A 12,597-nucleotide genomic window follows, 5' to 3' on the forward strand; every position below is an offset into this window, starting at 1 on the left:
AACACTGTGACGGGGCCGGGCTTTGGCTGGTGAAGCGCGACGATGGCGGGGCGCAATGGGTTTAGGTGGCTATCCTGCGCTCGGGCTGGCGAACGCCCGCAAACTGTCCGAACGCTGGCGCAATGTGGCATCGGCTGGCCGTGATCCAGTGAAGGAACGCGAAGCCGAGGAACGGGCGGTACGTCGCGAAGACATAACACTGGCAATATTGACCGCCGATGCTTTTGAATCTCGTAACGCGGAATTGAAAGGGGATGGAACAGCGGGCCGGTGGCTTTCCCCCCTGACCATTCACGTTCTACCCAAACTGGGCCGAGTGCCGGTGACTGACCTCGACCAGCGCGATATTCGCGACACCCTTGCGCCTATCTGGCACACGAAGGCAGATACTGCGCGCAAGGCGATGAACCGGCTTTCAATCGTAATGAAGCACGCGGCGGCGCTGGGCTTAGATGTGGACCTGCAAGCGACCGACAAAGCAAAGGCGCTTCTGGGGAAAACGCGGCACATCCCTAAGAAAATTCCGGCTATGGCGTGGGCTGATGTGCAGGACTTCTATGCCAGCCTCGAAAAGCCAACGCTGACCCATCTTGCTTTGCGGCTTCTGATACTGACCGGGCTGCGCTTTGCTCCCCTGCGCAATTTACGACTGGACGATATCGAAGGTGACGTGTGGACCGTGCCAGCCGAAGCCATGAAGGGCCGCAAAGGTGCAACAGAAGATTTCCGCGCGCCGCTTTCGAGCGAAGCCCAGCGCATCATTGATCTGGCACGCCCGCACGCTCGCAAAGGCTTCCTTTTTCCGAATACGAAGGGCGGTGTGATTAGTGATATGACCCTTTCGCGGATGATGGAACGTCGCGGACTAGAAGCGCGCCCACATGGCTTCCGCACAAGCCTGCGCACATGGCTGGCCGAAGCGACCGACGCCCCGCATGAAGTGGCCGAAGCGATGCTGGCGCACGTCACGGTTGGTGGCGTGGTGCGCGCCTATCGCAGAACTGACTATCTTGAGCAGCGTCGGGCACTTTCCAAACGCTGGGCCGACCATGTGACCGGCGGCGCTGGGCAGGTGGTGCAGTTGGTGGGGGCAAGCTGATGGCTCGGAATAAAACTGAAAAACCGACACCTCTGCTGCGACACTCGCGACTTCTGCGACATGGGGAACCCCAGATTGGCGGGTGAACGTCGTCCCTAAGGCGTGTTTCTGTGTAGTGGATACGCACACTGTATTGGCAGCCATTGAAGCTGCAGGAAGTGAAGGTCGTGCAGTATATCATCCCGAAGTTGACAATAAAGCACACGCTGGGATTTATAGCTTATCAGTAGAGGAAGCGAACTTGCTGGCACACCTAGCAGATGAGGTTTGGTGTGAATTTTTAACCAAAGACAATGCAGATGCCCTTCCCATGAGTGGGTGCGCGAAGTCAGTGGACGTCGAATAGACCTGCTATCTAGAAAAGTGCTGGCATATGACGGGCAAACAATTGGTCGAAAATTTGAAATAATATGGTGATTGGCACAGTTAATTCAAACTGGGCTGCACACAGATCGTCGAGCGACATTTGTGCGGACTGTGCTAAGCACACTGTCGGCGCACGAAGTGGAACACACTTTCAAACCCGTCGTGGACGGAGATCAAAACGAGGCGCTAGCCTTTTATTCGTGGCTAACTACTTTACAGAAACCTCAGCCTAGTTGGCGAGCCTTTCGTTGGAAGCAATAGTAAGGCCTCAACAACCCACCACCAGACTTAGGGTTGACAATTAGGGGGGTAAAAAATCATCCTAGACTCAGTAGCTGTTTATTTTAACAGCTGAACTAAGTTAAGTGGTGCCGCTGATAGGAACCGTATACCAAGTAGAGTCTATGTATAATAAGGTATTAGGCGTGATCTCTGAGGTATAATGAGTTCCTCTCTGCTCTGTTTTGAGTTCCTGCCCTCCAGCATCTGACCTGCGCCCCTAAAACTCCTCCAGATTTGTGTAGAGTCCGCCCAACAAAAGGACGGACAAATGAAGGCGCGATTTACAGACGAACGGATCATAGCAATTATCAAAGAACAGGAATCTGGGGAGAAGACTGCTGATGTATGTCGGCGGCACGGGATCAGTTCAGCGACGTTCTATAAATACACATCGAAGTATGGAGGCATGGAGCCGTCTGACGCGAAGCGGTTGCGGGCCTTGGAAGACGAGAACGGGAAGCTAAAGAAGCTGCTAGCGGAACAGATGCTCCCTTCTCGGGACATTGCTGCGCAATACCCTGTCAGGCGAGGGACAATGCAATGTTGCGAGACATCAATTCAAAAAAATGGTGACGCCCGTTGGGAAGCTTAAAGCTGTGGTTCACTTGATGGAAACTCATCAGGTTAGCCAGCGACCATTGCCCGGCAGGCGATTGCAAAGCAATCTGCCGAGAGGGGGCGTGCGATGTCTTGCAAGTTGATCGATCAACGGTGCGGTATCCGTCTCGCCGTGGCGATGACGCTGAGTTGCGTAATGCCATCAAGCGGGTTTCGAGGGAGCGGCGACGGTTTGGTTGCCGTCGTGTTCATGTGATGATCGCGCGCGAAGGCTTTGCGGTGAACCACAAAAAGGTGAGACGCATTTACACTGAAGAGAAGCTCCAAGTGCGTCGTGGGGGCGGTAGAAAGCGCGCTTTGGGCACGCGGAAGCCGATGGTGCTGCCTGATGGTCCTAACCAGAGATGGTCATTAGATTTTGTGTCTGACGCGCTGACTGACGGTCGCCGGTTTCGTATTCTGACGGTTGTCGATGACTTCAGCCGCGAGAACCTGGTACTTGTCGCGGACACATCATTGTCTGGTCAGCGCGTTGCCCGAGAACTGGACCGCGTAATCGCTGAGCGCGGCATGCCAAAGACGATTGTGTCGGATAACGTCCTATGCGCGGAATGATTAGCTGAATTGGCGTCAGGTTATTGTCGCATCGAGGCGTCTCGACACGTTAGAAGCATTGCTCAGTTTGGCATTTTGGTCAACGAACTGTCTCTCCCATAACAAACACAGAGTACGCTTTTGCGGCTCTCACCGTCCTTAAGACGAGATCTTTGGGTCGTTGAGCAGAAGGCCTAAACATTATCTACGAGGTCAGTTGTCTGCCTCCACGGCCCTTACAGAGAAAGGTCCTACTGCTGTCGATCACCCCTCAAAGAAGGGGCGATATGGTTCGCCGTGCTTGATGATCCCATGAACGGTTCGGGCCATCTTCGCTGCGATTGCGGTGTACGCCTTTCGGCGCAAATGGGTGTTGTGACGGTCTTTGGCGATGTAGCGCTCGAACTTGTCGCGGAAGCTGTTGGTGCGCTGCAGAATAGCAACCTGTCCAGCCATCCAAAGCGTTCGACGAAGCCGAGCATTGCCATATTTTGACAGTTTGGTTTGCCCTCTGAATGTACCTGATTGCATAGTCGCAAGGTCCATTCCACAGAACTTCGAAAACTGCCGGTGATGACGAAAGCGCCGTACATCCCCAGCTTCTGCCAAAATTGTCAAAGCATTGATGGGACCGATTCCAGGTATCGATGTCAGTAGCTTATAATCTGGTAGGTCCTTGAGAAGCGCGACGGCGCGATCTTCAATTTGATTGCGTTGCGCGATAAGACTGCGGCCTTCCCCGAGAACCAAGCGGAACATGCTTATCGCGTCGGAATCTGCGGCAACCGGCAGTCCGACTGATACTTTGGCAGTCTCGTAGATATCTGAAAGTAAACGCTCTTTTGCAACCTTGCGGCCCACCACATCCCAAGCGTCAGCGATGAATGCCTCCTTGCTCATGGCTGAGATCAAGTGTGGTGACGGATAACGTTCAAGGAAAGCAAAGAACCAGTCACTGCGAGAACTGCGATGGAAACGATCAGCTTCGGGAAAATACAGCGGCAGATAATGGGTTAAAACTCGGTGCCACAACTCGGTCTTCGACTTGGATACGATGTCATGCGTTTTGGAAAGCTCTTGGATGTCGTTAGTGCCACGCACGAGGGGGTCATGATAAAACTGCTCGTTCCCGATCTCCATCATGTGAAGAATGACCTGGGCATCCTTAGGGTCGTTTTTGTCCCAACTGTTGTGCAAGGCCTCTCGCGTTCTGGCCAGGGCCACAGATGACACCAACTTCAACTCAAAACCTGCTGCGGCAAGATGATAAGCCAAGGCACGGGGATAATTACCCGTTGCTTCAAAAGCTACACGGACAGGGCGGCCGTAGCAGGCAAGCGATGTGATTAGACGATTGAAGTCGTCTAGCTGGTTCAGAACAGTCAAACGACGGCGGCGCTTCTTGCCCGAAATAGCAATGAGACCTTCGTCACGGGCCTTCGAGATATCGATGGCCACCAAAACGGGCGCAGTTTGTGTAATAATGATATCGGTCATAGTTGGTCTCCTTTGCGGTGTGGTTTGTACAAAACCACCGTAGGGACCTGAGGCACGGCTATGACCACCTGCTGCGTTATTTGGGGCTGCGCAGGCAGTCATAGCCTTAAATTAGCGATATTCCGAAGGTGTTACGGCCCAGAATATATCAGCATGGCGATCCTCAAATGGGTTCAAAATACGGGCATCGATTGGCATTATATCGCGTCCCGCCGCCCGGCAGTGGTTTGCTTGCAAACCATGAGAGGGGGCAAGCCCCAGCAGAACGGGTTCATCGAAAGCTTCAACGGTAAACTAAGAGATGAATGCCTCAATGAAACGCTGTTTGCTACATTGGGCGACGCCCGCAAAACGCTTGAAGAATGGCAGGACGACTACAACTGGCGCAGACCACATTCAGCTCTGGGGAACCTGACGCCAATGGAATTTTTAGAGAGAAGGATCATCGACAAGATGGCCGCTTAAGGTCAAAGATTTAGCACCAAGGACTCCGCGCAAAGCTGGAGGGAAATTGGGGCACAGGTCAGTGTGAACGACCACAAAGTCCGACACATCGACGTTTCAGTTTCAAAATTGATGTGCTGGACATCCTCGTCCAGGTGCCATTTGTCCGCCACTTTGGGTCGATCTCGGCGGATCACCTTGGCATATTGTGATCCGAAATTCGCTACCCAAGCGCGGATGGTCTCGTAGCTGACTATAATTCCGCGTGCTGCCAGCAAGTCCTCGACATCGCGCAAACTCATGGGAAATCGGTGATAGGCCCAGACGGCGTATGCGATGATCTCAGGAGAAAAACGATGGCCTAAGAAGGCGCCAGATTGCTTGGGCTTGGTCATACGAATGCATACCCCGAAGGGAAATACCCCGCAACTTGACGATCCCGCCGCAGCCATTGATGCCACCACCGATGATGAAAAGGTCATAGTCCAGTGCTTGGTCTGCCATTTGGGTCGTTCCTATGAGTTGCACGTCCGTAGGGTGGGGAAACTAGTGCGAATCAAAAGGAAGAACATCGCAATCTGCGTGACGGTGCGATCCTCGCGACTACCACTCAAACGCTGGCGCTTCTTTGCGGCGTGCAAGCGTCATGATGTCAGACACGTGCACCATCGGTGAAAGGTCCACGTCGGATTTTCCAGTCCTTATCAAATGCGACATTTGAGCATAAAGTGCGGGGTATTCCCCCAGTTCCGTCACTGGCTGTTCTGTTCCATCCACAATGCAACGATTGCCGCCGTCAAGAAGATGAACACTTGTGCCATCCGTCGTAGTAAAACGCTGTTCCCAAGTTTGGGTACCCTTTTTAAGCCAATCAAAGGATGCGGTGATCCCACCCGAAAACATCATTTCAGCGCAAATTGGTGTCTGACGATTGGCGGGTGTCCGCAGCACTGCGCTTCTTAGGTGAACCGGAGCGGGCAGAACTTCTGTAAGGATCGATAGCGCATTAATTCCTGGATCCAGCACGCCCATGCCGCCCGGATCGAACACCCAGTCCTGATCGGGGTGCCATTGGCGGACGTTCTCTTTCCAATCAATGTGGCCACGTTCGACTTTCTTACCTGCAAGAGCCGATTTGGCCACTTGCACACCTTTAGCCATGCGGCTGTGCCACGTGGCGAACAACGTCTTGCCCGCGTCTCGCGCCAATGCATCCAGTGCATAAACCTCTGCCAGTGTTGCTCCGGGGGGTTTTTCGAGCATCACATGCCGACCAGCCCGTAAACACGCCGCCGCATACTCGAACCGTGGCACAGGCGGCAGGCACAGGCTTACGACCCCTATTTCGGGTCTATCTATAAGCATAGTCTCTATATCAGTGAACGCAGGCACACCGTTCACAGTTCCAGATCGGCTCACTGTGGCGGCCAATTCCCAATCACCGGACGTCGCGATGGACGGGACATGCTGGTCGACCGCAATCTTGCCAATTCCGACCAGTGCAACTTTCATTTTTTCAGCCATCAATGGGACTCTCGTGGCACGTAATTGCCGCGACGACCGACGAGGAAATCGAAATCCGCCCCCTGATCTGCGCGGTTAACTTTGTCATGATAAAGCTGTGCATACCCGCTTGCAGGACGTGCAACCGGCGGGGTCCATTGCGCCAAACGTGACGCCAACTCATCGTCAGAAATATCAAGATGCAAGCGACGTGACGGGACATCGAGTTCGATCATATCGCCATTTTGAACGACCGCCAAAGGACCACCCGCAGCAGCCTCAGGTGCTGCATGCAACACAACCGTGCCATAGGCTGTGCCGGACATCCGTGCGTCAGAAATGCGCACCATATCGCGCACGCCAGCCTTCAAAAGTTTGGCAGGCAATGCCATGTCCCCAACCTCTGCCATTCCAGGATACCCTTTTGGTCCGCAATTCTTAAGCACCATCACGCAGGTTTCATCGATATCCAGATCATCAAGATCGACGCGCGCCTTGTAGTCATCAATATTTTCAAACACGACCGCGCGACCGCGATGCACCATCAAATCAGGCGATGCAGCAGACGGTTTGAGGATAGCACCGTTCGGGGCCAAGTTGCCGCGCAGCACAGCTATGCCACCAGATTTACAAAGTGCCTTTTCAGTAGGAACAATCACATCTTCGTTCCAGTTCTGAACGTCTTTTACTTCGTCCCAAATAGATCCGCCACTTACTGTCAGCGCATCCTTATGCAGCATCCCCATCTCACCCAATCGCTTAATCACGACAGGTAGGCCACCCGCATAAAAGAACTCCTCCATCAGCCATTTGCCTGATGGCAGCAAGTTCACGATTGTTGGCACATCCTTGCCGCAACGATCCCAATCCTCCAAGGACAGCGGCACCTCGCATCGACCCGCCAGCGCCTGTAGATGGACCACCGCATTGGTCGAACCACCAATTGCGCCATTGGTCCGGATCGCATTCTCAAACGCATCTTGCGTCATGATATCGGATGGCTTCAAATCGTCTTTGACCATCTGAACAATCCGCCGTCCGGTAAGCTGGCTCATCATGCGGCGACGGCTGTCTACTGCAGGGATGGCAGCGTTGCCTGATAGCGCCATGCCAAGCGCCTCGGCAATGCTCGCCATCGTGCTGGCCGTGCCCATCGTGTTGCACCCCCCTGCGCTACGCGACATTGACGCTTCTGCCTCGACGAACTCGTCTTGCGTCATTTCGCCAGCTTTGACGGCCTCATTGAATTTACGAATATGTGTACCGGATCCGACGCGTTCGCCGCGGAAATAGCCATTCAACATCGGCCCGCCAGACACAACGATTGCTGGCAAATCGACAGACGCCGCGCCCATCAGCAGCGCGGGCGTTGTCTTATCGCAGCCCGCCATCAGCACGACGCCGTCTATTGGCTTACCACGCAGGGCTTCTTCGACGTCCATCGCGCATAGGTTACGAAACATCATCGCAGTTGGGCGCAGCGCCGATTCAGACGGGCTGAAAACAGGGAACTCAACCGGGAATCCGCCCGCTTCCCACACGCCGTTCTTTACCTTGTCGGCCAATTCTCGCAAATGCCCGTTACATGGTGTCAGATCGGACCATGTGTTGCAGATGCCGATAACGGGGCGCCCGTCGAACAAATCGTCGGGGTAGCCCTGATTCTTCATCCAGCCACGGTGATAGATCGCGTCCTTGCTAGTCCCGCCGAACCACTCTTGCGACCGAAGCTTGCGTGGCCATTTGGCCGGTTTGAAAGTCATGACGGTATCCTTGAATATGAAGCTCTAGGTTTCGCCTTTGCCTCGCTAAAGTGCAAGGGCCGAGCATCCTTCACTCAGCATGGGGGTTGTGCCGCAGGGTTTGGCCCGAATGAAACAAGCCTCGTTGAACGCCGACTAGACCAAACTGCCACAATTTCACCTGATCCGCGCTGTTTTGATGTCACGCAGACCTGCCAATCGTTCCAAGTCTTTTGACTTGCATGGAAGATTACGATTCTATCCATGAAAATGTATAATATTGGAGATGGCCATGCGATTGTCAGTGGCATTCGAGAACACCAAAGACACGACAAGCGGGGGTGGCCCCGTGCAAGTGGGTTGGTTTCTGAACGAAAAAAAGGGCGGGATCATTTATGATGCGCCCGAACGTGTCCGGTCCATTGAGATGAACCGTGAACACGCAAAATCGGCATCCCGTTGCCCTGCTGTCATCAACATGGAGAGCCGGTATTTCATGGTGAAATGCCCGTTTGACATCCACATTGGTTTCACCCGCGATGACAAAGGCAAGCCAGTTTTGCGAAATCTTGCTGGAACGCAGTCGAGCATCAGGGCAAGCAAACTGGGGGAGAAACTACACATCACCTCAGAGGTCGAATGGCGCAGCAAGGGCATTCCGACAATCCAGTTGTCGCTGCCCTATGTCTTTATCGCTGACGAGCCGGTCTATATGAGCCAAGTCAGCCCGTTCATGCATTACAACAAGGACCCGCTGCCCGGCACGATCTTTGGTGGCCGCTTTCCGATCAACGTCTGGCCGCGCCCCCTGATGTGGGCGTTTGAGTGGCATGAGCCCGACAAACCCATCAAGATCAAACGCGGTGACCCGCTGTTTTACGCGGGGTTCGAGACCCAATCACCTGAACGAAGCATCGTTGTGACAGAAACAGAACTCACACCGGAACTCGATGAATACATGAATATGATTTCGGGAGCAGTGAACTACGTGAACCAAACATTCTCGTTGTTTGAGGCCGCCGAAGAACGCCGACCCGAGACACTGCTCAAGCCGATAACGCGCAATCGGAACAAGGGTTGAGCCGTGGCTGTCGTTGAACGGGCGGCTCTGCGTGTTAGCGCGGCAAAAGCCCATAGAGCAGGGCGTCACTCGGACGCGCTTGAAGGCTATAAACGCTACTTGCAGCGTTATCCAACTGATGCTGGCGTGTGGACGAACCTCGGGTCGCTTTATCGCGCGATGGGTCGACACGAAATGGGCCGCACTGCCCAAATGCGCGCCTATGCCCTAGCACCGAATGATAAGGGTGTGATCAATAACTATTCCAACATCCTGTCGGATCTCGGCGACTACACAGGATCGATTAAACTGCGCAAAAAGTCTCTCAAGATTGATCCCAGTCACCTAATGCATCATGCGATGATCGGGCGATGTTTTCGTGGAATGGGCGACTACGGCGCGGCGATAAAATACTTGACGCCGATGGCCAAAAAATTCCCTGAAGAGCCGGAGATTCGACTGCAACTGGCGTTTGCGCAGCTGGGGGCTGGACACTATGGTCCGGCGTTTCGAAACTACGATACCCGTTGGTTGACCTATGAATCGGGTGCGCCGAAGGTTCCGTTCACGAAATGGGAAGACGGGATGTCGGTAGACAGCAAAACGTTGCTGATCCTGCCGGAACAGGGATTCGGCGACATGATCATGCTGTCGCGCTTTATCCCTTTGATCACGGCCTTAGGTGCGAAGATCAGGCTGGTCGCCAAAAAACCACTGCTGCGTCTTCTGGATGGTGTCGATGGGATCGAATGGATCGGAACCGGCGCGGCAAAAGAGGATCCTGTCGACCTTTGGTTAAGCCTGATGGACCTGCCAAAACTGGTATTTGGTCAGACTGAAAATGGCGTTGTGCCTGAGCCGACTAAACTGACGATTCCAGACAATTCTGCCGCCCGTGCAAAGACGATGACAGCCCAGCATCGCGAAATGTTTAAAGTCGGCGTCGTGTGGGCGGGTTCCGCAACCTATAAGGGCGACCCATTCCGCTCGTTCACGCATCGCGAATTTCTACCGATGGCGAACGTTCCTAACGTGCAACTGTTTTCCCTGTATAAGGGCCCACTCTTGGATGCCTTCCATAAGGACGGTAGTGCGGCGTTGATTATTGACACAGCCAGCACAGACCGTGATTTTGCCGATTGCGCGGCAACGATGCGTGAGATGGATTTGATAATCACATCCGACACTGCGACTGCACATATAGCCGGATCGCTTGGTATTCCCGTCTGGGTGATGCTGCATTGGGATGCGTTTTGGGTGTATCAGCATACAGGGGACACCACCGCGTGGTATCCGACGATGCGGCTGTTCCGGCAGGACAAACCGCAAGACTGGGCATCGGCATTTGATGCAGCACGCGTGGAACTAATTGAAAAGGCGGCGGTACATGACTGAACATATTCTAGTGCCGACCGCACCGGGTGAGTTGATTGATAAACTCACGATTCTACGCCTGAAAGAGGAACGGATGATCGACCCTGCAAAGGTCGTGAATGTTCAGATCGAAATGGCGGCGTTGACGAAAACAGCCGCTTCACAAATCCCGACCAGCGTCGAATTGACCGCGCTGTGGGCGGAACTTTATGCGATCAACGGTGATCTTTGGGTGATCGAAGATGACATCCGCGACTGTGAAAAGGCCAAGGACTTCGGCGAAAACTTCATTCGCCTTGCACGCGCCGTGTATATCACCAACGACAGCCGTGCGGATGTGAAGAACAAAATTAACCTATTGTTGGGATCGACCCTCATTGAGGAAAAATCCTACGCCGACCATGGAGTCGAAACATGACTGAAAACGTTGCCGAAGCCCTCCGCCTGCTGCGTAAAGAAGCGGGAAAGTTGCAAAAGGCGTTAGAAACCAATCGCTCTCGGTCGCGCGGCCTGCTTGTGCGACAGTTCCACGAAGTTCGCCAGATGCTGTCACCGCTTTATGCCTACACGTCACAGGCAGGTCAGGACTACGTTATTGACCAAATCATGAAGCATAAGCGGGAAGGCACATTTCTTGATGTGGGTGGATATGACGGTGTAACAGGGTCGAATACGTTCTTTCTGGAAACCAACCGCGGTTGGACCGGTGCCTTGGTAGAACCGGTTCGTGCCCAATTGGTAAAGGCCGCTGCTTTGCGAAGATGCCCTTGCATTGGCGTGGCGATCGCCCCGACTGAAGGTGAGGCGGATTTCATTGAAATCAGTGAAGGTTTCACCCAGATGAGTGGGCTTGCGGGCACCTATGACGACAAACTTCTAAAGCGGGTGCGAGACGACAAGCGGCACCGCGAGAATATCGTAAAAATACAGACAAAGACCTTGTCGAGCATCATAGAATACGCCAAAATTCCGGATCCAGACTTCATTTCCCTCGATATTGAAGGCGGTGAGATTGCCTGCCTCAAGGCGTTCCCGTTCAAGGACCACGACGTCAAAGCCTGGGCGATCGAAAATAATACTGGCACGTCCGAAATCAGGGACATCATGACTAAAAATGGGTACGATTTAATTGAATTTTGCGGCCCAGATGAGTTGTATTTTAAGCAACCAAAGTAGCTCTAGTTCAATCTGTTAAGCCACTCTTCACGCCTTGCCTATTAACAAAGACGAGGGTGAGAATAATGGAGTGGTGATGGGTGACAAAGCAAATGCGCCAGTCATAATAATCAAAAGAAAGAAAGTGATCGCTGGTGGTGGACACCATGGCGGTGCTTGGAAAGTCGCATATGCGGACTTTGTGACCGCAATGATGGCCTTCTTTCTTATGATGTGGCTGCTGAACGCAACGACGGAACAACAACGCAAGGGGCTCGCGGACTACTTTGCGCCAACGATCACCGTGAGCAGGGTGTCAGGTGGCGGGGAGGGTATGTTTGGTGGAACCAACATGATGTCTGACGATGCTTTGGTTCAGGATGGCACTGGCCAATCCGGTGGCGTCCCGATTGATGGTGATTTGGTTGGAACGCAAGAAAGCGCGGCCGAAGTTGCCGCCTTGCAAGAGGTCGAAGCGCTGTTGCTTGGCATCGGTGGAGAGAGCCTGGTCCAGCAAGAAGCCCTGCGCCATGTAGTGACACGTGTCACCGATGAGGGCCTGATCATTGAGGTTTTTGCCCGGGATGATGCACCATTGTTCATCTCAGAAAGCACAGAGCCCGCACCAGTTCTGATTGAACTTACGACCATGTTCGCACGTACTTTTGACCTGGTGACAAATCCTGTCGCAATCGAAGGCCACACCCGAACACGTCCTTTGGTCATCGCAGAACGACCAGTTTGGGACATATCAACTGGTCGCGCAGAAACGGTGCGGCGATTGCTCGAAGCGGGTGGACTAGACTCTTTGCGAATTGCGCGAATCACTGGCAACGCAGATCGTGATCTTGCGCGCGTTGAGGCCCTTTCGGTGCGAAACAACAGGATCGAGATCATATTGCTCCGTATTGAGAACTGATAAT

At 53.5% G+C, this 12,597-nt stretch carries 8 protein-coding genes and 4 pseudogenes; 8 read left to right on the plus strand and 4 right to left on the minus strand.

Annotation, left to right across the window (positions count from 1 at the left end; genetic code table 11):
* Positions 1–55: 55 nt before the first annotated feature.
* Positions 56–1,099 carry a tyrosine-type recombinase/integrase gene (locus OAN307_RS24465; protein ID WP_044044362.1) on the plus strand — a complete coding sequence of 348 codons (1,044 nt, stop codon included), beginning with the start codon at positions 56–58 and terminating at the stop codon, positions 1,097–1,099.
* A 916-nt stretch (positions 1,100–2,015) separates the two neighbouring features.
* A pseudogene (locus tag OAN307_RS30575) lies at positions 2,016–2,902 on the plus strand (transposase); the annotation flags it as partial.
* A gap of 202 nt (positions 2,903–3,104) precedes the next feature.
* On the opposite strand, the pseudogene OAN307_RS24480 reads toward OAN307_RS30575, so the two are convergent.
* Positions 3,105–4,396: pseudogene (locus OAN307_RS24480) on the minus strand (IS110 family RNA-guided transposase).
* A gap of 135 nt (positions 4,397–4,531) precedes the next feature.
* On the opposite strand from OAN307_RS24480, the pseudogene OAN307_RS24485 reads away from it, so the two are divergent.
* A pseudogene (locus OAN307_RS24485) lies at positions 4,532–4,831 on the plus strand (integrase core domain-containing protein); the annotation flags it as partial.
* Positions 4,832–4,980: 149 nt separating this feature from the next.
* On the opposite strand, the pseudogene OAN307_RS24490 reads toward OAN307_RS24485, so the two are convergent.
* From OAN307_RS24490 to araD, 3 genes and pseudogenes are all read right to left on the minus strand, one after another.
* Positions 4,981–5,235: pseudogene (locus tag OAN307_RS24490) on the minus strand (IS6 family transposase); the annotation flags it as partial.
* Positions 5,236–5,443: 208 nt separating this feature from the next.
* A complete protein-coding gene (locus OAN307_RS24495; protein ID WP_217564374.1) occupies positions 5,444–6,352 on the minus strand; it encodes a Gfo/Idh/MocA family protein in 909 nt (302 codons plus the stop codon).
* A gap of 11 nt (positions 6,353–6,363) precedes the next feature.
* Positions 6,364–8,106, minus strand: coding sequence for an L-arabinonate dehydratase (gene araD, locus OAN307_RS24500; RefSeq protein ID WP_015502087.1), 1,743 nt, complete (start codon positions 8,104–8,106; stop codon positions 6,364–6,366).
* A gap of 271 nt (positions 8,107–8,377) precedes the next feature.
* Here araD and OAN307_RS24505 point away from each other — a divergent pair, with 271 nt between their 5' ends.
* The 5 genes from OAN307_RS24505 (at position 8,378) to OAN307_RS24525 (ending at position 12,593) form a co-directional block, all read left to right on the plus strand.
* Positions 8,378–9,166, plus strand: a complete 789-nt coding sequence (locus OAN307_RS24505; RefSeq protein ID WP_015502088.1) for a hypothetical protein — start codon at positions 8,378–8,380, stop codon at positions 9,164–9,166.
* Between the two features lie 3 nt (positions 9,167–9,169).
* Entirely contained in the window at positions 9,170–10,540 is a 1,371-nt protein-coding gene (locus OAN307_RS24510) for a tetratricopeptide repeat-containing glycosyltransferase family protein (RefSeq protein ID WP_015502089.1), read from the plus strand.
* Entirely contained in the window at positions 10,533–10,937 is a 405-nt protein-coding gene (locus OAN307_RS24515; protein ID WP_015502090.1) for a DUF6165 family protein, read from the plus strand. Before OAN307_RS24510 ends, OAN307_RS24515 begins: the two co-directional genes overlap by 8 nt.
* The gene (locus tag OAN307_RS24520; RefSeq protein WP_015502091.1) at positions 10,934–11,695 is read left to right on the plus strand and encodes an FkbM family methyltransferase; all 762 of its coding nucleotides are present in this window, start codon (positions 10,934–10,936) and stop codon (positions 11,693–11,695) included. The genes OAN307_RS24515 and OAN307_RS24520 overlap by 4 nt, the downstream gene beginning before the upstream one ends.
* 76 nt (positions 11,696–11,771) lie before the next feature.
* A complete protein-coding gene (locus tag OAN307_RS24525; protein WP_015502092.1) occupies positions 11,772–12,593 on the plus strand; it encodes a flagellar motor protein MotB in 822 nt (273 codons plus the stop codon).
* The last annotated feature ends 4 nt before the right edge of the window (positions 12,594–12,597 follow it).

This window comes from Octadecabacter antarcticus 307 (assembly GCF_000155675.2).
GTDB classification, from domain to species: Bacteria; Pseudomonadota; Alphaproteobacteria; order Rhodobacterales; family Rhodobacteraceae; genus Octadecabacter; species Octadecabacter antarcticus.

Coding starts and splice junctions, on each gene's coding strand:
- OAN307_RS24465 (WP_044044362.1), top strand. CDS start 56: ATGGGTTTAGGTGGCTATCCTGCGCTCGGGCTGGCGAACGCCCGCAAA.
- OAN307_RS24495 (WP_217564374.1), bottom strand. CDS start 6,352: ATGAAAGTTGCACTGGTCGGAATTGGCAAGATTGCGGTCGACCAGCAT.
- araD (WP_015502087.1), bottom strand. CDS start 8,106: ATGACTTTCAAACCGGCCAAATGGCCACGCAAGCTTCGGTCGCAAGAG.
- OAN307_RS24505 (WP_015502088.1), top strand. CDS start 8,378: ATGCGATTGTCAGTGGCATTCGAGAACACCAAAGACACGACAAGCGGG.
- OAN307_RS24515 (WP_015502090.1), top strand. CDS start 10,533: ATGACTGAACATATTCTAGTGCCGACCGCACCGGGTGAGTTGATTGAT.
- OAN307_RS24520 (WP_015502091.1), top strand. CDS start 10,934: ATGACTGAAAACGTTGCCGAAGCCCTCCGCCTGCTGCGTAAAGAAGCG.
- OAN307_RS24525 (WP_015502092.1), top strand. CDS start 11,772: ATGGGTGACAAAGCAAATGCGCCAGTCATAATAATCAAAAGAAAGAAA.